Below are 26,518 nucleotides of genomic sequence, written 5' to 3'. Positions count from 1 at the left end.
TGACCGATGACATCGGTGATGGGGCTGTTGGAGGAGCGGGAGACGGCTGCCCGGGTGCGGACGGAGGAGCTTCTCGCGGAAGCCGAGCGGGTTCTTGCCGAACTCGCCGTAGCGGAGGGTGTGTTGGAGCGCCGAGTGATCGCCCGTGCGGAACTCGCCGAGGCCCTGGCCGCTCCGGACGAGGCGGTGGATGCCCGGCGCCAGGCGGCGGCCGAGACGGCTATGAAGGCGAATACGGGCCCGGTCGCGGGCTCGATCGTTCCGCGATGGCGCCCGGGGACGCCCGCAGAGGCGCTCGCGGCGGACCACCGGCAGCTCATCGAGCTGGTGGAGGGCGAACCGGCCGGCAGCGAGGGGGTGTCGGCGAAGGAGCTGACCGGCCGGCTGGGGCTGGAGTTGGTGCCGGCGAAGATCGAGGGAGTGCGGTCAAGGGCGAAACGGCTGGTCGAGCGGGAGTGTTTGATGGCGTCGCCGTCGGGCCGGTTCATGCCGCGGGCGTCGTCTGATCCTGACGCGGGGAGTTGACGGCCCTGTTGGTGGCGGTGCGGGCCAGGCGGCGGGCCATCAGCATGCTCGCCGAGAAGTAGATGAACGCCTCGCTGCTGGCGGGCTGGGTATCGTAGGCGTGCACCAGGCGGCGTGAGCGCATCAACCACCCCAGACTGCGCTCCACCACCCACCGTCTCGGCAGCACCACGAACCCGGTCATGTCATCGCTCCGCTTGACGATCTGGAGGGTGAGCTGCAGCTTCTCCTTCGCCCACGTGACCAGGCGGCCGGTGTAGCCGCTGTCGGCCCAGATCAACGTGATCTTGCGGAATTGTGCCCGCAGTTGAGGTAGCAGCAGGCCCGCGGCCTGGCGGTCGGTGACGTTCCCGGCGGTCACGAGCACCATCAGCAGCAGGCCGAGGCTGTCCGTGTTGACGTGCCGACGCCTGCCGTTGATTTTCTTCCCGCCGTCGTAACCGCGTGAGCTGGCGGGCACCGAGGCGGCCGCCTTGACCGACTGCGAGTCGATGATCGCCGCGGTCGGCTCGCGGTCGCGTCCCGCGGCCTCGCGGACCTGGCCGCGCAGCCGGTCGTGCAGCTCCTTGACCAGGCCGTCCTTGCGCCATCTGCGGAAGAAGGCGTAGACGCGGTCCCATGCGGGGAAGTCGGCAGGAACGGAGCGCCACTTAACGCCGTTGTCGGTGACGTAGAAGACCGCGTCGAGCATCTGCCGGTGGCAGTAGCCCTCCGGCTGGCCGCCCCGGCCCTCCAGCCAGGCCGGCACCGGCAGCGCGTCACGTACGGCCGCCCACTCCGCATCCGTCACGTCCGACGGATACCGCCGCACCCTGTTCGGACGGTCGGCCGCGTTCCCGAACCGGTGAGCGACGCAATCACACGACGACACGCGGGAGTTGGACGGGGCAAGGGCAGTCGCGCAAGACTGGATCAACAGGGCCTCCTGGCACTCGAGTGGTCGCAAACCCGGGCTACCAAGGGGCCCTGTCCTCATGCCTCCACCCAGCCAAGATCACCCGACCAGCGACCCTGTTCGATCAGAACCGTCCTCGTGATCGATAGAGATGCGGCTTCCGATCACACACCAGCCCAACCGCGAGGCAGCACATCCCGACCTAAATTTTCCCCCAGGCCGTAATTCCGTACGCCGACAACCGGGTTGAAGCGGGTTCCCCGTCGGGCGATTGCGGGGCGGCGACACCGGGTTCTTGGTCGCTGGGAGTTGCGATTGACGCAAAGGGTCGTGAGCGGGTTGGTGTTGTGGAGCGCTCTGCTGCGCGCTTCGAGCGCCCCCGATTCACACGGTCGCGCGCCTCTTCCTCGTGATGACGCACCGGTGTCACAGTGGCTTGAAATCGAGGTCGGGTAGTCCGATTAACCAACCTCGGTTCTGTGGTGGTGCCTGGTCCTGGACGAGGTGGGGGCTGGGAGGCGCCATTCCTGCGCAACCCGCGGTGCAGCAACACCCACATCACAGCCCTCGTCCAGGCCGTCCTCACCCTCCACATCAGCGCCTCAAACTGAGGTTGGAAAAGGCTCACTGCTCCTCAACCTGACAACGCCAGAAAAGGGGATTCCCAATGGCCCACCGACCCATCAGGCTCTCCCGGCGCATCGCTTGCGTAGCCGCCCTCGCCCTCAGCGTCACAGGGGTGGCATGCACCGGTGCTCCGGCGCATGCCGCCACTTGCCTCCAGGTCGAAGTCGCTTCGTCCGCCGGGGAGTTCTGCGTCACCCCGACACCTCCCCCCGGGACATCGGTTTCCACGTCAGGCAGCACCACCGTGACCAACCACCTGCCGGTCCCTGTCAAGGTGAAAGGCGACACGGGAGAAACCGTCACCGTCCCCCCGTCCGAGACCGAGATCCATACCTACTGTGACAACAGCGGGTGTCATACCTATGTCTCCCCCAGCTTGTAGCCCACCCAGCCCGAGATCATCCGACCAAGATCCTTGTTCGATCCCCAAGCTCGATGACCGGTATGAATACGGCTTCTGATGACAAGCCACCGCTCGTCCTTCCAGGCGGCGATCTGCGCCTGGTCGCGCTCGCTGGCCTTCCGGGCCGGGACCTGCACGCTCCAGCCGATGCGATGACGACCCGCCCCGGCAGCCCGTCCGTGATCTCGCGGAGAGTCAGTCCCCCGGGTCGGCCGCGGGTACCGGCAGAAGGCCCTGTTCGTCGAAGATGCGGCGGGCGAGGAGCAGGGCTTCGGCGGCCTTGGGGAAGCCGACGTACGGAATGGTCTGCATGAGCACGGCGACGACCTGCTCGGGAGGCATGCCCACGCGCAGGCCGATCTCGATGTGATTGCGCAGGCTCCATCCGTTGTCGATCGCGGTGAGTGCCGCGATCGCGGCGATCTGGCGTTCGACCGGCTCCAGTCCGGGGCGTGCGTAGATCTCCCCGAACCCGAAGGCGACGACGTGGTCGATGAAGTCGGGGGCCACGTCGGCGAACATCTGCCGGACCCGGTCCTCCATTTCCTGGCCGGCGAACTGGGCGACCAGCTTGGCGCCACGGCTGTGTGTCATGGTGGATTCCTCTCTCAGGGTGCGCGGAAGGTGCGGGCGAGTTCGGTGATGGTGGCGCCGCCGATGATGCGCATGGTCGGAATCTCGACGTCGAACCGGCGCCGGATGCCTTCGGAGATCTCCGTGGCCATGAGCGAGTCGACGCCGAGCGCCGGCAGGGCGCGGTCGTGGTCGAGCTGGTCCACGGAGGTGTGCAGGATGTGCGCGATCAGTGCGGCGAGGGCGCCCTCGACGTCTTCCGCGTCGGCGCTGTCCGGGCCCGGGGTGTCCGGCCTGTCCGGTTCGGGCAGCAGCGAGCGCAGTCGCGGGGTGTTGCGGAGGTGGTGCGGTGCCCCGGCGGTCCAGTCCTGGCGGGCGGCCACGGACGCCGGAACGTCGCGGGTGAGCAGTTCGTCCAGGGTCGCGAAGACCTCCCGTGCCGACATCGGCCCGACGCCGTGGTTGGCGAGCAGTTCGGCGGCCCTCGCGTCGCGGGCGAGGATGCCGGTGTCGCCGATTCCGCCGAGCGCGACCGACAGGGCGGGCAGACCGGCGGCGGCGCGGTGGCGGGCGAGTGCGTCCAGGTAGACGTTGGCGGCCGCGTAGGACACCTGGCCGATGTAGCCGTACACGCCGTTGATGGAGGAGAAGGTGACGAACAGGTTCAGGTCGCGTCCGGCGGTCAGGCGGTGCAGGACCGCGGCGCCGCCGAGTTTGGCCGCGAGTCCGGCCCTGATCCTGTCTGGTGTGAGATTGGCCAGCAGTCCGTCCGCCAGTGTGTTGGCGGCGTGTACGACACCCCGCAGTGCGTGACCTGTGGCGTCGATGCCGATGATGACCTGCCGCAGCGCGGCTTCGTCGGAGACGTCGGCGGCATAGGTGGTGATCGTCGCGGACGGGTGGTCCGGTGCTGTGACCGTGCGGCGGCCGAGCAGGGCGATGTGCCGCGCACCGCGTTCGGCGAGCCAGTCCACGCTCGCCGCGCCGAGCCCCGACGTGCCGCCGGTGACCAGGTAGGTGCCGTCCGGGTCCAGCCTCGGGAGCGAGGATGCGGTGACGACCGGGGGCGGCTCCTCGAAGGTGATGACGATCTTGCCGAGGTGGCGGGAGTGCCGGAGCACAGTGAACGCCTCCGCGATCCGGTCGGCCGGGAAGGTGCGGTACGGCAGCGCCGGGTACACGCCGGCCCGGGCCCGGTCGGCCAGGTCGGCGAAGCGGCGCGCGGTCTCTTCGGGAAACAGCAGCGCGAGTTGGTCGAGGTGGATCCCGGTGAAGGTGACGTTGTTGCGGAAGGGCCGCAGCGGGATGGAGTGGTCGGCGTACAGGTCGCGTTTGCCGATCTCGATGAACCGGCCGCCGGGAGCGAGGAGGCCCAGGCCCAGCGGGATGGCCTCGCCGGCCAGGGAGTTGAGTACGACGTCCACGCCCCGGCCGCCCGTGAGGCGACGGACCTGGTCGGCGAAGGCGAGGCTGCGCGAGTCCAGTACGTGCTCCACGCCGATCAGATGGAGGAAGTCGCGTTTCTCCGGAGTGCCTGCGGTGGCGATGACGGCGGCACCGCGCGCCTGTGCGTGCTGTACGGCGGCGAGGCCGGTCGCCCCTGCCGCGGCGTGCACGAGCACGGTCCGTCCCGGCCCGATCGGGTCGAGATATCCGGCGACCAGGTAGCAGACCGGCAGGGTGGCGGCAGCCGCACAGCTCATGCCCTCGGGGATGCGGGCGAGCAGTCCGGCCGGGGCCAGGACGTGGGAGGACAGGCATGCCGAGGCATAGCCGAAGACCCGGTCGCCGGGCCGGAATCCGTTGACTCCGGCGCCGGATTCGGCGACCACGCCGGCGAACTCCAGCCCGAGGGCCGCTCCGGCGAGGCCGCCCTCGACCATCTCGTCGGTGACGATCCCGGACGTCTGCAGCACGTCCCGGTAGTTCAGGCCGGTGGCCCGGACCTCGACCAGCAGCTGGCCGGGGCCAGGGGTGGGGACGGGCATCTCCACCCAGTCCAGCCGGTGGGCCGGTCCCGGGTCGGTCAGCCGTACCGTGTACCCGGCCGGGGGCCGGCGGGTGGCGGGGCGCGGCGGGACGAGCCGGGGCACGAACCGGCCGGCCCGGGTGAGCACCACCTCGTCCTCCGTGGTCCCGGTGAGGAGTTCGCGGGCGAGGCGGGTCGCGGTGTCGTCACCGCGGGCCAGGGAGATCTTGCGCAGCCTCAGGTCGGTGCCCTCGGCACGCAGGCCGCGCAGCGCGGCCCACATCGCGGCGTCGACGGGCGTGGACGGCTCGTCGGGGGCGGGATGGATTCCGGTCGGACGGGTGACGAGAGCGAGGGCGGTGGCACCCTGGGCGGCCACGATCCGCTGGAGCAACGTGACCCGGTCCACGGTGACGTCGACCGGGTCGTCGTCCGTCCGGTCGGCGAACAGCAGCACAATGGCGGCCCCTTCCCGGGCGCACTGGTCCGGCGTGCGGACGACCTGCCCGCCGAGGAGGACCGCCAGTTCCGCGGCCAGGGTCTCCTCGCCCGGTTCTTCCAGCAGGACCAGCCACGGCTGCGTGGGAGCCGGCAGGGCGGCGTCGCATGGCAGGGGTGCGTCGGTTCGCCGGGCGAGGGTGAGGGTCAGGTCGCCGTCGGTGTGCGGGACAGCCATGTCGCCGAAGCCGCATTCGGCGAGCAGGGTCCGCCACCGGGGCCCCTGCAGGACTGCACCGGTGCGCAGGTCGGTGTCGGTGAAAGTCCAGTAGTCGTCGAACAGCCCCCAGGGCAACAACTTGGTGCGCAGGTCCTCCGATTCGAGCATCAGCAGGTGGCCGCCGTCGGCGAGCAGTTCGGCCACGTGGCGCAGGGAGCGGCGCAGATCGGGTGTGGCGTGCAGGGAGTTGGCGGCCACGACCAGGTCGTATCCGCCTGGAACGAAGCCCTGTTCGGCCGGGTCGCAGTCGATGTCCAGTCGCCGGTGCTCGACAAAGTCGTAGGCGGTGAACCGGTCGGCCGCCTTGGCGAAGAAGGCGTCGGACACGTCGGTGAAGGTATACCGGGTGCGCTCGCGCGGCAGTACGGGCAGCAGTGCGCCGGTGAGCCCGCCGGTGCCCGCGCCGATCTCCAGCACGCGCAGCGGGCCGTCCGCCGGCCACCGAGCGGTCAGGGCACCGACCACCTCGCGGGCACGGCGGTTGGCGGTCGCGCTGATGGGGTCCAGGTCGTAGAGGTGTCGTACCGTCTCCAGGGAGGTCTCGGCGAAGAACAGCTCGACCGGGTCGGCATCCCCGCACAGCAGCGCGGGCAGGTGGCGTCCGGCGCGTCCCACCAGCGTCAACTGGGCCACGCTGCCAGAGTGTTGACGCAGCGCGGTGTCGAAGTCCAAGCCGTCGGTGCCGGTCAGCCGCCACCCGTCCCCGGCCCGCTCAGCGTGCCCCAGCTCGACGGTGAGGTTCAGCAGTGCACGCAGAAAAGGGAATCGGCCGTTCCGGACGCCCGCGGCCGCCAGGTCGGCCATCGTGAACTCCGTTGCGCCGGGCAGTAGTTCACGGATCGCCCGCACGGTGAAGTGGCCGGTCAGCGCCGGAGTGGCGTCCACCGTCGCGGCGTCGGCCGGTGCCGTCGTCTCCGGCAGGGCCAGGTCGGGATACGGCGAGGGAGGCGCCGGCTCCGGCAGCGGCGCGGCCCGCAGTTCGGTGACCAGCCGGGTGATCGGCCACCCGGCGCGGTCCAGCCGCCGGGCCCGGAACCCGTTCAGCTCGACCGCGACGGCACCGTCGGAACCGGTGATCACGATGTCCGCGCACAGCTCCCGCTCGGTCAGCGACCGCAGCCGGACCCGGGCGTGCCCGGTGGCGCCCGGCGACCGCCAGTACCGGACTTCCTCGACCGCGACAGGCAGGAAGGCGGCTTGCACTGCGGGCAGCATGAGTGCCGCCTGCAAGGCCCCGTCCAGGATCACCGGGTGCACCCGGTAGCCGTCCAGGGGAAGGTCGGTGACATACGTGGCCAGTACCTCGCCGTCGCCGACACAGACCCCGGTGAGCACGCGGAACGCGGCCCCGTAGGTGAGGCCAACCTCGGCCAGCCGCAGGTACGGGTCCACGGGCGCCGTGGACGCGATGCCGAGGTCGAGGTCGGCGGGCGGGTCGGCCACGCGGCGGTGGGCCCGGCAGCGCGCGACGGTCCGCCAGTCCGCCGCGCCCTCGCCCCGGGCCGCGACGCGCACCACGCCGTCCTCCTCGCGGCAGGAGACGTCCAGGCGCGGCGGCCGACCGTCGAGCGACAGCGGCGCGAGGATGTGCAGCGCGTGCAGGTCGACCGGAGCGTCGAGAGCGCGTTCCGCCGCGGTCAGGGCCATCTCCACATAGGCCGCGCCGGGCATGAGGACGGTGCCGTCCACCACATGGTCGGCGAGCCACGATGCCTGGCCGGGTTCGAGGGTGCCCTGCCAGGTGGGCGTGGCTTTGTCGGTCCGGTCGCCGAGCAGCGGATGGTCGCGTACCCCGCCGTCCCAGCAGCGCGGGCCGCCGTTCCAGTGCCGTTGCCGCTGCCAGGGGTAGATGGGCAGATCTGTCACCCGGCCGGGTGACGGGAAGTGCCGATCGGTGTCGACCTTGGCGCCGCAGGCGATGAGGCCGGCGACGGCGGCCCGCAGCCGGGCCGGGCCGGGCTCGTCCCGGTGCGCGGTGTCGAACACAACTCCGTCGACCATGCTCTTCAGGTAGTGACGCAGGATCGGCTGCGGGCCGATCTCCAGGAAGGTGCCGAAGCCCTGCCCGACCAGGGTCTTGACGGCGGCCGCAAACTGCACCGGGTGCCGCAGGTTGCGCCACCAGTAGCCGGCGTCCAGTTCCGGTCCGGCGATCTCGGTGCAGGTGACCGTGGAGACGAAGGGCAGCCTGGTCATGACAGGGCTCAGTCCGCCGAGTTCGACCTTCAGCGACGCCTCGGCGGGGTCCATCAGGTGGCTGTGGAAGGCGTAGTCGAGCGCCAACGGCCGGAAGAACACGCCCCGTTCGATCATCGCCAGGCCGAACTCGTCCAACGCGGCGAACTCGCCGGCCACCGTCACATCACGATCGCTGTTGACCCCGGCGATCTCCAGCCGGCCCGCGAACGGCGCCAGGGCCGCCTCCGCGTCGGCGGCGCCGAGACCGACCGCCGCCATCATGCCGGTACCGACCGTCCGTGCCTGGGCGCTGCTGCGGGCCCATACCAGCCGTGCCGCCTGCGCCAGGTCGAGCGCCCCCGCCACGTACGCCGCGGCGATCTCGCCGACGCTGTGGCCGCATACGGCGTCCGGCCGCACCCCTTTGTCCGCCAGCAGCTCGACCAGGCCGACCTGGACGGCGAACAGACAGGGCTGGGCCACCTCGGTCGCGGCCAGCCGGGACGAGGGCGGCGGCGCATGCAGTTCCTCCACCACCGACCACCCCAGCAGACCGGCCAGCTCGGCGTCCACCGCGTCCAGGGCCGCGGCGAAGACGGGCTCGGCGGCATACAGGTCGGTGCCCATGCGGGCGTACTGGGAGCCGTTGCCGGCGAACACGAAGGCGATCCGCCCGTCGGACACGGCCCGCGTAGGGGTGGCCTCGGTGAGGGAGTCGCCGGTGAATGCGGCGGCGCGCAGGGCGTGTCTGCCCCGGCGCCGGGTCGTGGTCCAGGCCAGGTCATAGCCGTCCTCGGCGGCTTCGGCACGCTCGGCCAGGGCTTTGGCGGCCGAGCGCAGGGCGGTCTCGGTGCGCGCGGACACCATGATCGGCACCGGACCGGTCGCGGGCGTGCTCGGGGGCTGCGCCGGGGCGGCGCCGAGCACGGCATGGGCGTTGGTCCCGCCGAAGCCGTAGGCGCTGATGCCGACCAGCGACCGGCCGGTCGGTGCGAGCGGGCGGTGCTCGTCGACGGGCGTCAGGCCGAGCCCGGCGAAGTCGATCCCGGGGTTGTGCGGCGTGCCGTGCAGCGAGGCGGGAATCACTCCGTGGCGCAGCACCAGCAGGGCCTTCATCAGCCCGGCCATCCCCGCAGCGGCCTCCAGGTGCCCCACGTTGGTCTTGACGCTCCCCACGGGGAGCGGCTCGCGCCGGCGAGTCCCGATCGCGCCGCCAATCGCGGCGCATTCGACGGGGTCTCCGACGGCGGTGCCGGTGCCGTGGGCCTCGAAGTAGACCAGTTCGTCCGGGCCGACAGCGAAGTCCCGGTGCACCTGACGCAGCAGCGCCTCCTGGGCGGCCGGGCTCGGCAGGGACATCCCGGCGGTCCGGCCGTCGCTGTTGGTGCCGCTCCCCCACAGCACGGCGTGCACCCGGTCGCCGTCGGCGAGCGCGTCGGACAACCGTTTCAGTACGACGAGTCCCGCGCCCTCGGACCGCACGTATCCGTCGGCGCGGTCGGAGAACGCGTGGCAGCGGCCCGTCGGGGACAGCATCGACGCCTTGGCGAACCCGACGAAGGTGTAGGGCGACAGCAGCACGTTCACCGCGCCCGCCAGCGCCACCCGGCCGCGGCCGGTGCGCAGATGGTCGGCCGCCTGGTGCAGGGCGACCAGCGACGACGAGCAGGCGGTGTCGACGGCCAGGCTCGGCCCGTGCAGGTCGAAGGCGTACGAGATCCGGTTCGGGACCACGCAGATCAGGCCGCCCAGGTTGGTGTACGCGGTGATGGAGTCCGGGTCGGCGTGCTGCATCTGCCAGTACTCGGTGTTGGACAGGCCCACGAACACCCCGGTGTCCGAACCGGCCAGCGTCGCCGGATCGATGGCGGCGTCGTCCAGGGCCTCGGCGGTCAGCTCCAGCATGATCCGCTGCTGCGGGTCCATTCGCCCGGCCTCACGCGGTGAAATCCCGAAGTGTTCGGCGTCGAAGCCGACGATGTCGTCGAGGAACCCGCCTGCGTCGACGTAGCTGCGGCCGGGTCTGGCTGGGTCCGGGTCGATGTGCCGGGTGGTGTCGAACCGGTCCGCGGGGATACGCCCGACCAGGTCCCGGCGTTGCAACAGGGCATTCCAGAGGCTGTTCAGGTCGTTGATCCCACCGGGCATCCGGCAAGCCACCCCGACGACGGCCAGCGGCTCGCTCATACCAGTGCTCCGATCCGTTCGCCGAGGTGCCGGGCGATGATCGACAGCGAGGGCTCGGACAGCATCGTGAAGTGGCTCCCGGGAAGCGGCACCACGGTCGGCGGCGGATCGGCGTACCGCTGCCAGCCGAGCGCCGGCTCGGACAGCCGGAACCGGGCGTCGGCCACCACGAGGCGCTGGTCGGTGGCCCGGAACAGCAGGAACGGTCCCCGATACGGCCCCGGCCGGTGCCCCCGCAGCGCACTCGTCCCCACGAAGAACTCCCGCAGCCCGCCGTCCAGCTTCGCCGCCGCCTCGGGATTCCAGAACCCCTGCTCGTCAAGCGCCCTGACCACCAGCTCCAGTTGGGCGGCGGGCGCCATGCCGGCCAGGCGGCGATAGGGCAACGTGGCCCGGCGCTCGCCGTCGGCGCCCGCCAGGGACAGCAGCCAGCCGAAGTCCTGGGCCACCGACACCATCGGCAGCCGGCCGCCGTCCTCGTTCAACCAGGCCGAGTCGATCACCGCGACCAACTCGACCCGGGCGCCCTCGCGTTGCAACTGTGCGGCGACCTCCCAGGCCAGGAACCCGCCGAACGACCAACCGGCAAGCACGTAGGGGCCGCCCGACGCCAGCTGCCGGAGCGCGGCCAGATATCCGGCGGCGCGCTCGGCGACCGTGCCGCCGGGCAGTTCGTCGAAGCCGTACGCCGTCACATCGGCGGGGAGTGCCGCGGCCAACGGTCCATAGGCCGCCGCCCCGGATCCGATCGCGGGGAACAGGAACATACGGACCGCGGCGGTGCCCCGCCGCAACATCATCGGCTGCACGGCACTCATGCCGACCTCCTGGCCAACGTGTTCACGCAGTGGAAGCCGGATCACGGCCCCTTCCGACTACGCTTGCCGCGGCTTATGGATTTGTGAAGGCGTACATGGCAGGAGCGCGAGGCGCGGATCCCTGTACGAAGTGCGCCATGGCGTACAGGGAACGGCCGCAACGGGCCGGTCGGCGCTCCTCCCAGATCCCCACCGCAGCGGCCCGCGGCGAGACCGCCACCGTCACCAAGAACAGCGTCCCCGTAGCGTGGATGGTCCCCTTGAGCGACACCGAACTGCCCGGCTTCGGTCTGCCCGATCTCACCGATGACAAGATCGATGCCGCCCTCCAGAGGATGCGCACGCGAGCTTGATCGCGACCTGTGCCGGAGCCACGCAGGCCCTTGTCGCGGCTCGCTTCATCGAACGCAACGCCGCAAACCCGCCTCTTCGCAGTGCCGTTCGTCAGCGCGCACCTGGGCGCGCTGAACGTCGCCCTGGTCCCCGCCTACCGCACCGACGCCCCGCTCACCACCGACCTCCGCTTGCGGATGGTCCGGCCCCTGACTGGCCATCCGGCTTTCGAACTCGTGCCCGAGGATCTGTAGTCACGGCGGCCCTCGGTCATCCCAGCCGCTCCGAGGCGATACGCGCGCCCTCGACCAGCGCCGCGAGCTTCGCCCACTGGATCGAGGGATGGACGCGGCGGATGAACGCTCCCTGCGCGAACCCGCAGTCGGTACCGCCCATCACCGCTTCCGGGCCGACAAGCTCCGCCAGCCGGACGAGCCGCCGGTACGCCGTTTTCCAGGCGGGCCTTGAGTTTGGGCGGGCGGCACGGCGTCCCCTTCCTGGTGGCTCGGTCCGGCCGCGTATGCCAGAGGAGGGGCGATTGCCTGGGCATCCGCTCCCTCGCCGACCCATAGCGCGATGAACAGCGCGGCGGTCGCTTCCAGGAGTCCCGCACGTTCGAGACCGCCGCCAGCCACGGCTGCACAGCCCACGTCCCGTACCAACTCACGCACACGCGCGAGGGCAGTCTCGTCGTCTCCGCAGACCGGAACGGCCAGTGGTCGCCCGTCGAAGACGGGCGGCCGCATGCGCCACACGTCCTCGTGGCAGAGGTTGAAAGCCTTGATCACGTGGGCTCCCGGTGCCGCCGCAGCCAGTTGCTGCGCGGCTGATGGGCCTCCCTCCGTCAGCAGCCGGAAGCCCGGCCCGACCGGGTTGGAGCAGTCGAGCAGCACCTTGCCCTCCAGGGCCGCGTGCAGGTCCCGTGCCACTTCTACTCCCGCCCCGAAGGGCAACGCGGCCAGCACCACCTGTCCGAACTCGGCCGCTGCGCGCAGACTGGCAGGCTTCGCGCTGCCTCCGATGCGCGTCGCGAGCCGCTCCGCCTTGTGTACGTCCCGTCCCCCGATGGTCACGTCGTGCCCGGCCCGCACCCAGTGGATGGCGAGCGCGTCGGCCATGTTGCCCGTTCCCAGTACGCCGATTCTCATCACGTGGTCCCTCTCCGTGCCTGCTTCGACCGTTCACACCGACGCTAGAAGGCCGTTCGGGCACCATTTGGTACGTGACGACCGATGCCTTCCTTGCCGACTGCCGCGCCCGCCTCGCCTTCGACTTGCTCTCCAACACCTGGAACGCCGTGGTGCTCTGGGCACTGCGCGACGGTCCCAGGCGCCCGGTCGAATTACGGGAGCGGATCGGGGGCATCAGTTCCAAGGTCCTCACCGAGACTCTGCGCCGGCTGCAGTCCAACGGACTGGTCGACCGTCAGGCAGACCCCGACGCACCATCACGGGTCGAGTACCAACTCACATCTCTGGGTCGGACCTTGCTGGCGCCCATCGACGTCGTCGGCGCATGGGCCTTCGAGTACGGCGATGAGGTTATGGCAGCCCAGGAAGCAGCATGCACTCCTGACCCGCAGTCTCCGCCTCCTACACGCTAGACCGGTCAACAGCGTGAGCGCAGACGTCGCCAGCAGATCAGTGCACATCCCAGGGTCAGGAAGGCTTCGTGGATGTCGTCGCGGATCTCCCAACGGATCCGTAGACGGCGGAACCAGTGCAGGTGGGCGAATGCACGCTCTACGACCCAGCGTTGGGTGCCCAGACCGGAGCCGTGCTCGGTGCCGCGGCGGGCGATCAGCGGCTTCACCCCGAGATCCCAGACCAGGCGGCGGTACTTGTCATGGTCGTAGCCGCGGTCACCCACCGGCGGCACCGCTTCGAGTAGCGGGATGAGCTGGGTGACATCGTTGCGGTTGCCGCCGGTCAGCGTGATCGCAAGCGGGATGCCAGTCGCATCGGTGATCAAATGGTGTTTGCTACCGGTTCTGCCCCGGTCAACAGGGCTTCGGCCCGTCTTGCCCCCCTTAAGGCCCGGATGTGGGAGCCGTCGACCGCCGCCCGGGAGAAGCCCAGGGCGTTCGCGCTGCGGAGCTTGGCAAGGAGGACCTCGTGCAGCCGGGGCCACACCCCGGCCTCGGACCACTCGGCCAGGCGGCGCCAGCAGGTCATGCCCGAGCCGAAGCCGAGTTCCTGCGGCAGATGCTCCCACGAGATCCCTGTGTGCAGGACAAACAGAATGCCCTGGAAGACGAGCCGGTCCGGATGCCGCTTGCGTCCCGGGTGCCGGGTCCGACGCTCCACCTTGGGCAGCAGCGGCTCGATCACCGCCCATAGCTCGTCGTCGACTTCCCACGGCTCCGGCCGCGCCACCCCGCACCCCCGGTTCATCAGTCCCGGAGTGATCCAACCTCCTCGAAGATCATTTCGTTGGGGGTTCTAAAAGTGCGGACCCGGCTACCGTCGCCACCACCAGGCGCAACCACGCCCCATCCACAGCTCAACCCGACACCGCCGCCGACGGTCTCCGGCGACACATCAGGAACATCCGGAGACCCGGTGCGTGCCCCCTGCTCCAGGCGCTCACCGAGAACCACCCCCACGGCGACGGCTCCACTGCCGCGGCACCGCCACCATCCCGGAAACAACCAGCTCACGGCCCATTCCGGGGCCGTACAGACGCCACTGTCGGCGCCCCACCGGGGACTCGAACCTGTGCAGTTCTGCCGACATGTGACTGCTGCGTCGCAGAGCCGCTGCCTGTCATGGTGATCCTGCAATATCGCCCAGATCCCCAAGGAGGTGTCGGCGGCGGCTGCGTTCGGCCGTCGCCGAGAAAAGGCGGCCCGCATCGGGGCACGACATCGAGCGCCAAGAAAACTGGAAGCCCGCTTTCCCGGTCCCGGCGCTGTTTCCAACTCCGGTCACTCGGGCGGTGTCAGCTCTGTCCGTTCTATCCGTCCACCGGATCACGAAGCTCGTCAGCATCATTGCCCTGGCTTTGGCTCCCCGTCACAAGAGCGGCCAACCGTCTCGACCGACCGGCGCCAACATGCAGCTGCTGCCGCAAGGTCTCAGCCGAGACAGGGCGCTGATGCAGACGCCGATGCCGGGCATCGATCATCCGAGCCCTGGCAAGCAGAGGATCGTCACCATTCGGATCGCCGCCCTCCTCTCGTGCCTGCCCCACCTCGTCATCCACCTGATCGACCGGGCGGTGCACCAGCAGTTCGACCGACAGCAGCAGAGCCACCGGAGGCCATCCGGCGACCAGCACCGGCTTCCACTCCAGAGCCGGGGCAGCCGCAATGTTCGCAGCCAGCGATACCCCGATCCCCAAGAGAAAGGCCGACCACACAGCGCCCCGCGCTCGGCGTGTGCACGGTCCGGACGGCTTCAACAAGCCGACTGTAGCCAGCAGCAAGAGACCGTCCACTGAGAGCGGCCACAACGAAGCGCTCACCTCGTCCGCTCCGCCCTGCAGCGCGAACTTCCGCTGATGGACATACGACGCGTACGCGGCAACCCCTGCAACCACGAGAGCGCACAGCGGACGGATCCACACATCAAGATCGACACGCCGGCTTGGGGCAAGCTCCTGGTGAGGGTCGATCAGATCACCCATCGCGCCCACCGACCAGCTCCTGGAGGCACCGGCTTCCGGCCGCCCGCAGGCCGACTCACACCGGCCCCGACCAGCCGGCGGATGCCTCGCCCCAGTGCACAACCCGTGCACACTCGCGCGGGAACTTCAGGGAACCCCCAGGCAGAAGCGGGAAGTGTCCCGATCCGAAAAGGAGCCCCACCGAGGACAAGAGACCAGCTCAAAGCCCCATCGACAGACAAGTCAGGCTGTTGGTCAGGAACATGCGGAGGGCCTCTCCGGCTGGGTGGACGAGTGCGGTGACGTACGCGCGAAGGCCCCCAGGATGGTGATCCTGGGGGCCTTCAGGACGACCGTCTCACCTTTGCATATGGGGGTCGAACGGCGCCTTTGTTTATTGCTACGGCTCTGACGACTGTCTCTTGCTACGACAGCTACGGCAGCTACGACAGCTGGGACTGGACCTGGGCGGAGATCAGCTCCAGGTGGTCGAGGTCGGTGAGGTCGAGGACCTGGAGGTAGAGGCGGCGGGCGCCGATCTCCGCATAGCGGCCGATCTTGTCGACGACCTCGGACGGGGTGCCCGCCAGGCCGTTGGCCCTGAGCTCGTCGACCTCGCGGCCGATGGCGGCGGCACGGCGGGCGACCTCCTGCTCATCCTTGCCGACACAGACGACCAGGGCGTTGGAACAGATGAGGTCGTCGGACCGGCCGGCCTCCTCCGCGGCGGCGCGGACCCGGGCGAACTGGCGCTCGCTGTCCTCGATCGAGGCGAACGGCATGTTGAACTCGTCGGCGTACCGAGCGGCCAGCCGGGGGGTGCGGGTCGCGCCGTGGCCGCCGATCAGGACCGGGATCTTCTCCTGGGCGGGCTTGGGCAGCGCGGGCGAGTCGGTGAGGTCGTAGTACTTGCCGTGGAAGTCGAAGGTGTCGCCGACCTTGGTCTGCCACAGGCCCGTGACGATCTCGAGCTGCTCCTCCAGGCGGCCGATCTTCTCCTTCGGGAACGGGATGCCGTACGCCTTGTGCTCCTCCTCGAACCAGCCGGCGCCGAGGCCCAGCTCGACGCGGCCGCCGGACATCTGGTCGACCTGCGCGACCTGGATGGCGAGCACGCCGGGGAGGCGGAAGGTGCCGGCGGTCATCAGGGTGCCCAGGCGGATGCGCTTGGTCTCGCGGGTCAGGCCGGCGAGGGTGATCCAGGCGTCGGTGGGGCCGGGGAGGCCGTCCACGGAACCCATGCGGAGATAGTGGTCGGAGCGGAAGAAGGCGTCGAAGGCAAGGTCTTCGGTGGCCTTTGCCACGGCGAGCAACGTGTCGTAGGAGGCCCCCTGCTGGGGCTCGGTGAAGATGCGAAGATCCATGCATCCATCCTGCACGCCAGGGTGCCGGTCAACCCCACCGGTCCCTCCGGGCACTCCCGTCCACGGTCGGGTGAAAATCCGTCGACGCCGGGCATGGGGCGTACCCCCGCCAGTGACCCGCTGTGGTGGTGGTCGTTGGCTCGTGCGGAGCCGGACCGCCCGGCGCCCGCGCCGGCGGTCGTCGCCGGGATGTCACCCGTTCGGCCTCCCCGAGGGGCCTGGGGCCGAGGAGGCCGTCATGTCCGAAGAGTCCGTTCCCCAGCAGGGGGGTGCCGGCCGGCCGAAGGGTTTGCTGCAGCAGATGGAGGAGCTGATGGCGGCGCTGAACGCGGACCTGTCGGCACTGGATGCGGATCTGCAGTCTGCGGGACGGGGTGTGGAGGAGAGCGAGGCCGGCTGAGGGTCCTAGCCCGCCTCCCGCTCGGGTATCACCTCCTCCCGGTCCGCAAGTCTGCGCAGCATCTCCCGTACGCGGTCTCTGGACTCGTCCGCCGCGTCGATGGCCTCCATGCACTGCCAGTAGGTGCTCTCGTCGTCCGCGGCGCAGGCGAGTCCCACGAGGGCGATGCCCACCTCGCCCAGGAGGCCGCCCAGGCAGAGGAGGGCCTGGCGGGCGTCGCCCAGGTCGGTGAGCTGGGCCGCGCGCAGGTCCTCGGTGGCGAGGTGCGGGGTGTCCAGGACACCGCAGCCGCGGCCCGCCAGCTCCGTCAACCCCAGTGCCTCGCCGCGCAGTTCGGGCGGGCCGGAGACCGCGAGGCGGCTGCCTATCGCCTGCGCCAGGGCCTGCGCCTGCCACACCTCGGTCATGGTCTCCGGAGCGCCACCGCTCCCTAAAAGGGCACGCCTGCTCGTCACTATGAGCCGCACAGCGTCCATGCCGCTGCCCCCGTCTGTCACGACGCGCTGCCCGCACGTCCGCCCGAACTCCGTTGTCCACTACCCAGAGTGAGGGCGTGCGGGACGAAAAGCCAGAGGAAGACCGAAATCTGTGGACAACAAATCGATTTCAGGCTGGAATTTGACTGCGGAGAGTGAAAGTGGACTGAACCACTCCCTACGACGCCGGGAACCTCCGCTCGTTGCGGTCGATCTTTGCGTCCAGCGCCGCCAGGGGGTCGATGTCCAGGACCCCGCACAGCTGCAGCAAGTAGGCGAGTACGTCGGCGACTTCGTCCGTCACGCGGTGCGCGGTGTCCGGGTCGTCCATGACCCGGGCCGACTCCTCGGGCGTCAACCACTGGAAGATCTCGACGAGTTCGGAGGCCTCCACGCTCAGCGCGGCGACGAGGTTCTTGGGGGTGTGGTACTGCTGCCAGTTGCGGGCGGCGGCGAAGTCGGCCAGCCTGCGCTGCAGCTTCGCCACGTCGAGATGATCGGTCACGTCTCCAGGTGTACCACCGTGACCGACTCCGCCCCGTCCACGCCGTCCGCCCCGGCGGCCCAGGACGCGTCGCTGACCGCGGCCACGACGCGGATGTGGCCGCGTCCGCCCGTCCGCAGGGCCAGCCGCAGCAGTTCCCGTCGCTGCCGTGGGTCCAGTGAACGGTCGAAGCCGTCGGCGAGGACGGTGAGCGTCTGCATCGCCGCGGGCACCTCTCCGGCGGCATCCACTTCCAGGACGCCCGGCCCGGTCAGCAGGACCAGGGCGAGGGCGACGTATCTCAACTCGCCGTCGCCCAGGCGCCGCAGAGCCGTCCGGAAACCGTCGCCGCGGTCGAGCAGTGCATGGACGGTGCCGTCGCCCAGCGGTTCGGCGAGCACGTCGGCCACCGGCCCCGCGCATCCGGCGCGTACGGCGTCGACGAGCTGGGCATGCCGTCGTCCGCACTCGGCGCGGGTGCGCCACAGGACGTCGGCGAGGTTGTCGCAGCCGCCGAGGAGCAGGCCGGAGCCGAGCGGCGCGGGGGGACGCATCCGGCCGGGGCGCGGATCGCAGGCGAAGACGGACCGCAGGGCGACGACCATCTGTTCGGCGGCGGCGAGCACCCGGCGCTGTCCGTCGGTCTTGCCGGCCACGCGCAGCGGCAGCAGCGCGGTGCCGAGCCGGTCGTCGGGCAGCGGGGCCCGCGTGACGGGTGCCGAACCCGCGGTGTGCCAGGCGGCCTGCACGGTGCGGCGGGAGGGGTCGCGCAGGGCGGTCTCCAGCAGCACCAGCCCGCCCGCGGTCAGCCGCTCGCCCACGATGCGCAGTTCGGGCTCGGCCTGCACCGCGACGTCGAGCCGGACCGGCCCCTCGGGCCCGTCGGCCGTACAGCCGATGCGGAAGCCGCGCCGCCGCTGCGCATCGGGCCGCGCCCGCTGCGGCACACAGTCACGCGCGTCGGGAAACACCTCCCCCACCTCGGCGCCACCGCCGAGCCGGGCCAGCGCCTCGTACGCGCGCAACGCACTCGTCTTCCCGCAGCCGCTGCTCCCGGCGAAGAGGGTGACCGGCCCGAGCGCGAACCCGGCCCGCCGGTGTCCGGCAAAGGCGGACAGCCGCAGCTCGGTGACACAGGGCAGGTCCGGGCGTGGACGGTCCGCGGGGGTGCGGATCGGGGAGCACAACTCGGGCGGTACGGATGACACGGTCATGTCCGGACCGTAGGGCTCCGCCCGGGAGGTGAACCGTTACGGCGTCGGGAGCTTCCTACGATCGGGGGACGGGCTCAGTTGCCGGACACTCCGGCGCTCTCCACGAGGTCGGTGACCTCGGTGTCCGCCGGGGTCAGCAGGAAGACATTGCGGTCGACGCGGTGCATACCGCTCCCGAGGCCGAAGACGACTCCGGTGCTGAAGTCGAGGACGCGCTTGGCGACCTCGCTCTCCGCGCTGCTCAGGTCGAGCAGGACGGGGACGCCGGCCATCAGGGTCTGGGCGACCTCGCGGGCGTCGGCGAAGACATTGACCCTGAGGACCACGAAACGGCGGCGGGTCTCCGTCACCGCGTCCGGGAGCGAGCGATGGTCCACCGCGGACGGCCAGGCGTCGCGTCCCCGCAGCGGCACGACCTGGGCGAGCCCCTCCCACTGTTCATCGGTGACGTCGTGGCTGTTCACCGGCTCCCCCCGAACTGACTCGCACTCATTTCCTGCACCGGCCAATTCTTACGCCAAGTCACCCGTTCGGCCTAATAGCGACACGGTCCGCGACCGAACCGGGCATCCTGACGGGCCGCGCAAAAAGGTCTTACCCGGCTCACACCGGACTCTTCACCTCCGGTCACATGCCGCTCACCGGGCGCGACTACCGTCCGATGACGTGCACTTGGCAGAAACACAGCAGGTGGCACCCGGTCGGCGGACGCAGTCGGCGGTGTCCGCCCTCCCGGAACAGCCCGCGCAGTGGCACCGCGTCCTGACCTTGCTCGCCGATATCAGTCTCTTCATCGGCACCCGCACGATCTGGACCCAGGCGGAGTCCCACCGTCCGGCCGTGGCCGTGGTCATCTCGGTCTGCTACGCCGCGATCCTGGTGAGCGGCGTGCTGGCGCTCGTCGTGCGCCGGGCCCGCTCGCTGGTGCGGCTCGACGCGGTCGTCCTGGTGATCGCCGTGGTCCTCGCCCTGTGCGCGTGGGCCATGAACCACGGAGGGTCCGACGAGGCGGTGCTGACCACCCAGGCCGCCAAGGAGCTGACCGGGGGCCATCACGTCTACGGGCAGCCGTGGCCCTGGCTCTTCAAGAAGGGCATCGCCCTCACCACGACGTTCGACGGCGGCTACGACTACACGTACGGCTATCCCCCGCTCGCCCCGCTGCTCACCGCACCGCTGCTGTTCCTCGGCCACGGCGGCGCCCCGGCGACGGCCGTGAGCACGGGTGCGCTGATCGTCGGCACCGTCGTGCTGTGGCGGATGCTGCCCGTGCAGTGGCGCTCGGCGGCGACCATGGCGTGCCTCGGCTTCTCCTTCCTGCCGACGTACGCCCGCGAGGGCTATCCGGCGATCACCGGTCTTGCCCTGCTCATCCCGGTGGTGGTGCGCTGGCCGCGGATCGGGCTGGGCGGGCGGCTCGGGGCGGCCGGTGTGGCGCGGGCCGCGTGTCTGGGTGCCGCGTGTGCGGCGCAGCAGCTGCCGTGGTTCCTGGCGCCGTTCCTGCTGGCCGGGGTCTACGCGGTGCGCCGGGGCGAGCTGGGCGGACGGGCCGCCGCGCTGGTGGTGGCGCGGATCGTCGGCATCGCCGCGACCGTGTGGCTGCTGATCAACACGTACTTCATCGTGAGCGAGCCGGGCACCTGGATCACCGGCATCGCGCTGCCGCTGATCCAAGGGGCGACGCTGCACGGACAGGGCCTGGTGGGCGTGTCCCTGTACTACACGAACGGCAGCGACCGGCTCGACTGGTACGGACACGCCAGCATGCTGCTGGCCGCGGCCCTGCTCGGACTGCTGATCCTGTTCATGCGCCGGCTGGGACCGGCGGCGACCGTGCTGCCCTGGTGCGCCTTCTATCTGGCGACCCGGTCCCAGGACGGGTACTACCTGATGATGACCCCGCTGTGGCTGGCGGCCGCGATCACCGCGCCCCCGTCCGAGTTCGCGCGGGCCTGGCAGCCGCGCCCGCGCCTGCTGACCGGCCGGTACCGGCGTCCGGCGCTGGTCGCGACGGCCGCGCTGATGGTCGTCCCGGCGCTGGTGAGCGCCGTCGTGGCGGTGACCGGGAAGCCGCCGCTCAGGACGGAGATCGCCGCCGTGCACCGGTCGGCGAAGGACGCGAACGTCCTCACCGGGCTGACCCTGCGGGTCACCAACACGGACGGCAGCGCCCTCGAACCGCACTTCATGCTCACCGTCGGGCAGGGCCTGCGCCAGTACTGGACGACCCTGAAGGGACCGGCCACCCTGCCCGCGCACACCACGGCCAGCTATGTGATCCGGCCGGTCAAGGGGAGGTTCCCGCTGCCGGGGCCGAAAGCCCTGCTCCGGTTGCGGGTGTTCACGCCGACCCCGCAAACGCTGTCCACCATGAAAGTCCACCTCCGGGTGGACAGCGCCGGCGGCCGGTCCCGCTGACGGAGGTCAGGCCGCCGTACGCACAAAGCGGAGCGAGGCGTCGACCGTGGTCAGGCCGCGGATCATGCCCATCTGGTTCCAGCCCAGGCCGAACTCGGCGCGGTCCACGGTGAACTCCGTGTCCAGGGTGAGCGCGTCGGCGTCCGCGCCGGCCAGGCGCGCGGTGAGGGTCTGCGGACGGCTGATGCCGCGCACGGTCAGCTGACCGGAGACCTCGACGGTGTCGCCGGCCCCGGCCTTCGCGCTGCGGACCGCGAAGGTGATCTCGGGGTGGTTCGCGACATCGAAGAAGTCGGCGGAGCGCAGGTGCTCGTCCCGCTTCTTGTTCTTGGTGTCCAGGGTGGCGGTGTCCAGGGTCAGGGTGCCGGCGGCGGAGCCGTCGTCCCGCACCTCCCCCTGTCCGCCGACGGCACCGAAGGTGCCCTTGACAGTGACGAGGCCCCACATCGTCTTGTGGCGCAGGGCGACGGTGGAAGCGGCGGCGTCGAGCTGCCAGACACCGGTTTCGACGGCGACGGTCATGGTCTTCTCCAGTGAGCGGGGAATTTCGGGGGACCAGCGATGCACCGTGATGCAGCGCCATTCAGAGTGCTTCAAATTTGGATGACTTCACGCTAGCCTATTATCCAAATCTGGACAACCATCCGATCCAAAATTGGACAACGGGTAGACTCGACACCATGGCCGACCCCGAGGAGCACCCCGCCGACCTGCCCGAATGCCCGTCCGCACAGGGCGGCGGACTGCTGCCCAAGGAGCTGCGGGCCTGGATGGTGATGCTGGCGGCCATGGGGGCGGTGGAGCAGGAGCTGCGCTCGGTCGTGAAGGAGCGGCTGGACGTCTCGCACGACGAGTTCCTGATCCTGTGCCTGCTCGCCGAGCAGCCCAGGGCGGGCCTGCGCATGACGCGTGTCGCGGAACTCCTCGGCCGCCCCAAGACCCGGCTCACGTACCAGATCGCCTGTCTCCAGCACGCCGGGCTGGTCACCCGCAAGTCGGTCTGCGGTGACAAGCGGGGCATCGAGGTCGCCCTCACCGACAAGGCCCGCCGCCTCCTGGAGGAGGCCTCGAGCACCCTTGCCTCGACCGTCACCCGGGCCCTGACCCACGTCATGGGCCCGGACCAGCACGAGGCGATGTGCGGTCTGCTGCCGGAGCTCGCGAAGGAGTCCGGGGAGTCCGAGGGGCCGTAGGGCCATAGGAGGGCTGCGGCGGCGAGAGGGCCGCCGCAGCACGGTCGGCTACTGAACTACGGGGCTACTCAGCCTTGTTGGAACGGCCCCGCACGAGCGCGAACGCCGCCGCTGCCAGGCCCAGTACGCCCACGATCAGACCGGCGACACCGAGCCCGCGGGCGGTGGAGTCGCTGCCGGACGCGCTCGACGTGGAGCTGCCGGCATTCTCGGGTGCCGCCGCCGAGGTCGGGGCGCTGCCGCCCTCGGCGCCCTTGGCGGTGAGCTTGAGGACCGGTGCGGGGTTCTCCGGCTCGCCCCCGCCGGACTGGGCCTCCTCGATCCAGCGGACGGTCTTGCCGTCGGAGTACGTCTGCAGGGTCTTGAAGGTCAACTGGTCGGTGTTGTCGGGCAGTTGACCGAAGGCGACGTTGAAGTCCTGGTACTGGCCTGCGCCGATCTTCCCGCCGGTCCAGGTGATCTCGGAGACGGCGTCGGTGATGGTGCCGTCGTCCGTCTTGACCGGCGTCTTCAGCTTGGTGTTCGTGACCTTCGCCGTCCAGCCGTCCTGCGGCGGCGAGACGAGCACACCGAGGACGGGGTGGTCGGTGGGCAGGAAGACCTGCACCTTGGTGGTGGTGGCCGTGTCCTCCTCGTTGGGGACACGGAAGGTGAGGACACCGTCCGTGGCGCCCTTCGCATAGCTCTCGGGGTGGACGGTGACGTGCGCGGAGGCGCTGGCCGCGGCGGTCAGGACACCGGCGGCGGACAGGGCGGTGACGACGCCGACGCGGCGCAGGGCGGTGCGTGCAGTGGACATGGGTGGGCGGATCTCCGTACTGAGGAAGGGATGTCGAGGTCAGATCGCGTACGACATCCCCGGCGGCGGACCGCGCCGCTGCACCGCGTGCCGCAGCAGCAGTCGCCGCAGCGGCCGCGGGCCGTCGGCACACGGACGTACGGCGTCCGGCGCGGCCGGCACGCCCCACGCGCCGCCGCGCACCTGCCACCAGGCCGCGAGGCCCGGTACGAGCGTGGCGGTCCGGCGCAGCAGCGACCACAGCGCGGCCTCACCGCGCCGCAGCCACCAGGTCAGCACGACGGCCGCCCCGACATGGGCGGCGGTGGCGTGCGGGGTCAGGGCGTGGGAGTGCCCCATGCTCATGGCATGCATGCCGTACATGCCCTGCATGAGCATCATGCTGTGCGGCCGTACGGCGTCGAAGGCGAGGTGCAGCCCGCCCTGGGCCAGGAGCGTCCCCGCGCCGATCGCGGCCAGCGAACGCTCCCGGGCGCCCAGCAGATATCCGGCCCCGAAGACCGGCACGAACCCTGAGGCCTGCACCCACACGGGCGGCGCCGCCCCGGTCGCCAGTGCGTGCCCTCCGGCGGCGAGCAGCACGCACAACGCGGCGAACACCGCCGCGCGCAGCCCGCGTACCGAAGGAGACGCCGTCATGGCGCCCGATCCTGCCATGCGCCGGGACGGCCCCGCCCTGCGGATCCCCAAGTCCACAGGCCGGCCCGCGGAACGGGCTGCGTAACATGGGCGCCGTGACAGCCGCCGCACAGCATCGCGATGCGCCGCCGCCTTCCGTGCGGTGGCGGGTGCTGAGCGCTCCGCCGGCTGGGCCGAATTGCGGTTCCGCCGCGGGGGCGCGATGGGCCGCCTGTCGTCTGCTGCGCCGTCGTGGCTGGTCGCGCAGTTCCCCGCGCCCCTTCAGGGCGCACCCCTTCTGGTTGGCGCTCGGGCTGCTGGCCGGGGTGCTGGCCATGCACGGTCTGGCTCCCGGCGGGGCCGTCCTCGAACATTCCTCTGCCCGGCACATGACGGCTGCGGTCGCCGTGCACGACGACTGCGCGGGCTCCGACTGCGGCGGCGGCCATGTCCAGCACGCCGACCAGACCTGTGTGTCGGGGGCGTTGAGCGGCGGGCCCACGCTGCCCGCGCTCGTCGCGGACCCGGTGGCAGTGCCCGTACCCTCCGATGTCCCCTGCCCGTACGCGGGCGCGGCCCCGGACGGTGCGCGCGCGCCGCCCTCCCTGGCGGAACTACAGCTCCTGCGGATCTAGACACCACGCGGCACCGCGCCCATCTGTACGCGCGCGGTGCGCCTCGGCACGTCCAGATCCCTTTTTTCCGCAGCACAGCAGGAGTTCCAGCATGCGCAACACCCGTATGTCCATGGTCCGTCGGGCCGGTCTCACGGCCACCGCCGTCGCCGCCGCACTCGTCCTCACCGCCTGCGGTGGCAGCAGTGACAGCGGCAGCGGCGGCCACGACGGCCACGCTTCCGCCTCGTCGTCGGCCTCGTCGGGCGCCGCCGCTCACAACGCGCAGGACGTGGCCTTCGCGCAGGGCATGATCCCGCACCACCAGCAGGCCCTGGAGATGGCGAAGCTGGCTACCGGCCGGGCCTCGTCCGCCAAGGTCAAGGATCTCGCCTCGCGTATCGAGAAGGCGCAGGATCCGGAGATCCGGACCATGAGCGGATGGCTGAAGTCCTGGGGCCGGTCCGTGCCCTCGGCCATGCCCGGCATGCCCGGCATGGACCACTCGGCCCACTCGGGCATGTCCGGAATGATGGACAGCAAGGACATGGCCAAGTTGGCGAAGGCGTCCGGCGCGGACTTCGACACCATGTTCCTGACGATGATGATCGAGCACCACAAGGGTGCCGTGGAGATGGCCGGGACGGAGAAGGCAAAGGGCTCCTACGGCCCCGCGACCTCCATGGCCGACGGCATCGTCACCGCGCAGACCGCCGAGATCACGGAGATGAACAAGCTCCTCGGCAAGGGCTGACACCCCGTGGGAGGGGCCGGTGTCCCCGCCGGCCCCTCCCACCCCGCCGTACTCACAAATCCCCCCGCCGCACTCACGGACCGACGAGGCGACCATGCGTGATCAGGAACGCCAGGACGACCCCGGCATCGCCGACACCCAGCGCGCACACTGGCAGGCGACCTACGCCGCGCATCCGCGGATGTACGGCACGCAGCCCTCCGAGGCCGCCCGGGACGCTGCCGCCGACTTCCGCGCCGCCGGTGCCCGCACGGTCCTCGAACTCGGTGCCGGGCATGGCCGGGACGCGCTGTTCTTCGCCCGCGAGGGCTTCACCGTGCACGCCACCGACTTCAGCGCCACCGCCCTCGGCCAACTCACCGCCGCGGCAAGGGAGTCCGGCCTTGCGGACCGGGTCACGGCCACCGTGCACGACGTACGCGATCCGCTGCCGCTGCCCGACGGCTGCGTGGATGCCGTGTTCGCGCACATGCTGCTGTGCATGGCGTTGTCGACACGGGAGATCCGGGCCGTCGTCGACGAGGCCGCCCGGGTGCTGCGCCCCGGCGGGCTCCTCGTCTACACGGTCCGGCACACGGGAGACGCGCACTTCGGCGCCGGTGTCTCCCACGGCGACAACATCTACGAACACGGCGGTTTCGCCGTGCACTTCTTCGACGCGGACCTGATCCACGACCTGGCCAAGGGCTGGCATCTGCACGGGGTGCACGCCTTCGAGGAGGGCGAACTGCCCCGCAGGCTGTGGCGGGTGACCCAGGCCAGGCGATAGATCACACGCACGCGTCGGTCCGGCACGGCGGGACCTGGTGTGGCTCAGGCTTCGGGACGCGGGTAGCCCCCGTCCACCCGGATTGCCCGGATCCCGCTGATGTAGCGGGCCCCGCACCGGTCCTGCGGCAGCGCCAGCTGCGGTCCGGCCCGGTCGAGGGGGGTGTCGTCGATGGAGGCCGCGAGCAGCACGGGCGCGTGGGCGAAGTCGGGGTCGATCTCGGCCCAGGTCAGCAGCGTGTGATGACCGTCCGTGCCGCTCACGGCGATCAGGAAGCGCAGCCGGTCCTTGCGGCGGACGGGGTCGAAGCCGGGGCCCGCGTCGGACAGCACGTCGTACAGGAGCGGCCCGGCGAACGTGTGGTGCTGGACGCCGCTGGTGCGGCACTCGAAGGCGACCCGCACCCGGTGCTGCGGCCAGCCGAGCAGATCGAGCACGGTCAGGCGGGCCGGGCGGGCTAGGTGTATTGCCCTGAGAGGTTAGGAACGCGGCTGGCGGGTGGCTGGCCCTTCAGCGCGGTGTGTCCGCGGTGGTGATTGTAGGTGTGCAGCCAGCCGGCGAATGCTGCGTGCCGTTCAGCCTG

The 26,518-nt window shown here is 70.7% G+C and carries 27 protein-coding genes and 2 pseudogenes; 10 read left to right on the top strand and 19 right to left on the bottom strand.

Features of this window, described 5'->3' with window-relative positions; all coding sequences use genetic code 11:
- The first annotated feature begins 6 nt into the window (after positions 1-6).
- Positions 7-525 (top strand): hypothetical protein, encoded by a 519-nt coding sequence (locus P2Q00_RS18295; RefSeq protein WP_275773639.1) that lies wholly within the window; start codon positions 7-9, stop codon positions 523-525.
- On the opposite strand, the gene P2Q00_RS18290 is transcribed toward P2Q00_RS18295, so the two are convergent.
- The 5 genes and pseudogenes from P2Q00_RS18290 to P2Q00_RS18270 all read right to left on the bottom strand — a co-directional run bounded on the left by P2Q00_RS18290 (position 485) and on the right by P2Q00_RS18270 (position 10,893).
- Positions 485-1,315: an IS5 family transposase gene (locus P2Q00_RS18290; RefSeq protein ID WP_275773638.1), complete on the bottom strand. Its 831-nt coding sequence runs from the start codon at positions 1,313-1,315 to the stop codon at positions 485-487. The genes P2Q00_RS18295 and P2Q00_RS18290 overlap by 41 nt on opposite strands.
- 1,185 nt (positions 1,316-2,500) lie before the next feature.
- Positions 2,501-2,605: pseudogene (locus P2Q00_RS51120) on the bottom strand (winged helix-turn-helix domain-containing protein); the annotation flags it as partial.
- 40 nt (positions 2,606-2,645) lie between these two features.
- Positions 2,646-3,044, bottom strand: coding sequence for a carboxymuconolactone decarboxylase family protein (locus tag P2Q00_RS18280; protein WP_275773636.1), 399 nt, complete (start codon positions 3,042-3,044; stop codon positions 2,646-2,648).
- Positions 3,045-3,058: 14 nt separating this feature from the next.
- Positions 3,059-10,075: a type I polyketide synthase gene (locus P2Q00_RS18275; protein WP_275773635.1), complete on the bottom strand. Its 7,017-nt coding sequence runs from the start codon at positions 10,073-10,075 to the stop codon at positions 3,059-3,061.
- Positions 10,072-10,893 carry a thioesterase domain-containing protein gene (locus P2Q00_RS18270; protein ID WP_275773634.1) on the bottom strand — a complete coding sequence of 274 codons (822 nt, stop codon included), beginning with the start codon at positions 10,891-10,893 and terminating at the stop codon, positions 10,072-10,074. The genes P2Q00_RS18275 and P2Q00_RS18270 overlap by 4 nt, the downstream gene beginning before the upstream one ends.
- Before the next feature lie 137 nt (positions 10,894-11,030).
- Here P2Q00_RS18270 and P2Q00_RS18265 point away from each other — a divergent pair, with 137 nt between their 5' ends.
- A complete protein-coding gene (locus P2Q00_RS18265) occupies positions 11,031-11,246 on the top strand; it encodes a type II toxin-antitoxin system prevent-host-death family antitoxin (RefSeq protein ID WP_275773633.1) in 216 nt (71 codons plus the stop codon).
- 81 nt (positions 11,247-11,327) lie between these two features.
- Positions 11,328-11,480, top strand: coding sequence for a hypothetical protein (locus P2Q00_RS18260; RefSeq protein ID WP_275773632.1), 153 nt, complete (start codon positions 11,328-11,330; stop codon positions 11,478-11,480).
- Positions 11,481-11,496: 16 nt separating this feature from the next.
- On the opposite strand, the gene P2Q00_RS18255 is transcribed toward P2Q00_RS18260, so the two are convergent.
- Together P2Q00_RS18255 and P2Q00_RS18250 are read right to left on the bottom strand one after the other, a co-directional pair.
- Entirely contained in the window at positions 11,497-11,622 is a 126-nt protein-coding gene (locus P2Q00_RS18255; protein ID WP_275773631.1) for a hypothetical protein, read from the bottom strand.
- A complete protein-coding gene (locus P2Q00_RS18250; RefSeq protein WP_275773630.1) occupies positions 11,622-12,374 on the bottom strand; it encodes an NADPH-dependent F420 reductase in 753 nt (250 codons plus the stop codon). Before P2Q00_RS18250 ends, P2Q00_RS18255 begins: the two co-directional genes overlap by 1 nt.
- A gap of 74 nt (positions 12,375-12,448) precedes the next feature.
- On the opposite strand from P2Q00_RS18250, the gene P2Q00_RS18245 reads away from it, so the two are divergent.
- Positions 12,449-12,829, top strand: a complete 381-nt coding sequence (locus P2Q00_RS18245) for a winged helix-turn-helix transcriptional regulator (RefSeq protein ID WP_275773629.1) — start codon at positions 12,449-12,451, stop codon at positions 12,827-12,829.
- A 5-nt stretch (positions 12,830-12,834) separates the two neighbouring features.
- Here the strand turns inward: P2Q00_RS18245 and P2Q00_RS18240 are convergent.
- The 3 genes from P2Q00_RS18240 to P2Q00_RS18230 form a co-directional block, all read right to left on the bottom strand.
- Positions 12,835-13,619 (bottom strand): IS5 family transposase gene (locus tag P2Q00_RS18240; RefSeq protein WP_275773628.1). Its coding sequence is split into 2 segments (ribosomal slippage): positions 12,835-13,268 and positions 13,268-13,619, totalling 786 coding nucleotides; the frame shifts between segments, so codons are not numbered across the junction.
- 562 nt (positions 13,620-14,181) lie between these two features.
- On the bottom strand, positions 14,182-14,853 hold the full coding sequence (locus tag P2Q00_RS18235; RefSeq protein ID WP_275773627.1) for a DUF2637 domain-containing protein: 672 nt from the start codon (positions 14,851-14,853) through the stop codon (positions 14,182-14,184).
- Between the two features lie 422 nt (positions 14,854-15,275).
- Entirely contained in the window at positions 15,276-16,196 is a 921-nt protein-coding gene (locus P2Q00_RS18230; protein ID WP_275773626.1) for an LLM class F420-dependent oxidoreductase, read from the bottom strand.
- Between the two features lie 238 nt (positions 16,197-16,434).
- On the opposite strand from P2Q00_RS18230, the gene P2Q00_RS18225 reads away from it, so the two are divergent.
- Positions 16,435-16,596 (top strand): hypothetical protein, encoded by a 162-nt coding sequence (locus P2Q00_RS18225; protein WP_275773625.1) that lies wholly within the window; start codon positions 16,435-16,437, stop codon positions 16,594-16,596.
- A 5-nt stretch (positions 16,597-16,601) separates the two neighbouring features.
- On the opposite strand, the gene P2Q00_RS18220 is transcribed toward P2Q00_RS18225, so the two are convergent.
- From P2Q00_RS18220 to P2Q00_RS18205, 4 genes are all read right to left on the bottom strand, one after another.
- On the bottom strand, positions 16,602-17,072 hold the full coding sequence (locus tag P2Q00_RS18220; protein WP_275773624.1) for a DUF6099 family protein: 471 nt from the start codon (positions 17,070-17,072) through the stop codon (positions 16,602-16,604).
- A gap of 178 nt (positions 17,073-17,250) precedes the next feature.
- Positions 17,251-17,577 (bottom strand): nucleotide pyrophosphohydrolase, encoded by a 327-nt coding sequence (locus P2Q00_RS18215; RefSeq protein WP_275773623.1) that lies wholly within the window; start codon positions 17,575-17,577, stop codon positions 17,251-17,253.
- Positions 17,574-18,770 carry an AAA family ATPase gene (locus P2Q00_RS18210; protein WP_275773622.1) on the bottom strand — a complete coding sequence of 399 codons (1,197 nt, stop codon included), beginning with the start codon at positions 18,768-18,770 and terminating at the stop codon, positions 17,574-17,576. The genes P2Q00_RS18215 and P2Q00_RS18210 overlap by 4 nt, the downstream gene beginning before the upstream one ends.
- 74 nt (positions 18,771-18,844) lie before the next feature.
- Entirely contained in the window at positions 18,845-19,234 is a 390-nt protein-coding gene (locus P2Q00_RS18205) for a cell division protein SepF (RefSeq protein WP_275773621.1), read from the bottom strand.
- 202 nt (positions 19,235-19,436) lie between these two features.
- On the opposite strand from P2Q00_RS18205, the gene P2Q00_RS18200 reads away from it, so the two are divergent.
- A complete protein-coding gene (locus tag P2Q00_RS18200; protein WP_425579513.1) occupies positions 19,437-21,188 on the top strand; it encodes a hypothetical protein in 1,752 nt (583 codons plus the stop codon).
- Positions 21,189-21,194: 6 nt separating this feature from the next.
- Here P2Q00_RS18200 and P2Q00_RS18195 read toward each other — a convergent pair whose 3' ends face one another.
- Positions 21,195-21,710, bottom strand: coding sequence for a YceI family protein (locus P2Q00_RS18195; RefSeq protein WP_275773620.1), 516 nt, complete (start codon positions 21,708-21,710; stop codon positions 21,195-21,197).
- 158 nt (positions 21,711-21,868) lie between these two features.
- Here P2Q00_RS18195 and P2Q00_RS18190 point away from each other — a divergent pair, with 158 nt between their 5' ends.
- A complete protein-coding gene (locus P2Q00_RS18190; RefSeq protein ID WP_275773619.1) occupies positions 21,869-22,381 on the top strand; it encodes a MarR family winged helix-turn-helix transcriptional regulator in 513 nt (170 codons plus the stop codon).
- A gap of 64 nt (positions 22,382-22,445) precedes the next feature.
- On the opposite strand, the gene P2Q00_RS18185 is transcribed toward P2Q00_RS18190, so the two are convergent.
- Entirely contained in the window at positions 22,446-23,180 is a 735-nt protein-coding gene (locus P2Q00_RS18185; RefSeq protein ID WP_275773618.1) for a YcnI family copper-binding membrane protein, read from the bottom strand.
- Positions 23,181-23,219: 39 nt separating this feature from the next.
- On the bottom strand, positions 23,220-23,819 hold the full coding sequence (locus tag P2Q00_RS18180; protein WP_275773617.1) for a hypothetical protein: 600 nt from the start codon (positions 23,817-23,819) through the stop codon (positions 23,220-23,222).
- A 281-nt stretch (positions 23,820-24,100) separates the two neighbouring features.
- Here P2Q00_RS18180 and P2Q00_RS18175 point away from each other — a divergent pair, with 281 nt between their 5' ends.
- The 3 genes from P2Q00_RS18175 (at position 24,101) to P2Q00_RS18165 (ending at position 25,935) form a co-directional block, all read left to right on the top strand.
- Positions 24,101-24,433 (top strand): DUF6153 family protein, encoded by a 333-nt coding sequence (locus P2Q00_RS18175; protein WP_275773616.1) that lies wholly within the window; start codon positions 24,101-24,103, stop codon positions 24,431-24,433.
- 91 nt (positions 24,434-24,524) lie between these two features.
- Positions 24,525-25,166 (top strand): DUF305 domain-containing protein, encoded by a 642-nt coding sequence (locus P2Q00_RS18170; protein ID WP_275773615.1) that lies wholly within the window; start codon positions 24,525-24,527, stop codon positions 25,164-25,166.
- Positions 25,167-25,260: 94 nt separating this feature from the next.
- Positions 25,261-25,935 carry a class I SAM-dependent methyltransferase gene (locus P2Q00_RS18165; protein WP_275773614.1) on the top strand — a complete coding sequence of 225 codons (675 nt, stop codon included), beginning with the start codon at positions 25,261-25,263 and terminating at the stop codon, positions 25,933-25,935.
- Positions 25,936-25,979: 44 nt separating this feature from the next.
- Here the strand turns inward: P2Q00_RS18165 and P2Q00_RS18160 are convergent, their stop codons facing one another.
- Entirely contained in the window at positions 25,980-26,402 is a 423-nt protein-coding gene (locus tag P2Q00_RS18160) for a molybdopterin-binding protein (RefSeq protein WP_275774016.1), read from the bottom strand.
- A pseudogene (locus P2Q00_RS18155) lies at positions 26,393-26,518 on the bottom strand (IS481 family transposase); the annotation flags it as partial. The pseudogene P2Q00_RS18155 and the gene P2Q00_RS18160, both read right to left, overlap by 10 nt.

This window comes from Streptomyces coacervatus, assembly GCF_029223485.1.
Lineage (GTDB): Bacteria > Actinomycetota > Actinomycetes > Streptomycetales > Streptomycetaceae > Streptomyces > Streptomyces coacervatus.
Note: the sequence above shows the minus strand (reverse complement) of the source record. Positions and strands in the feature narration are given on the sequence as shown.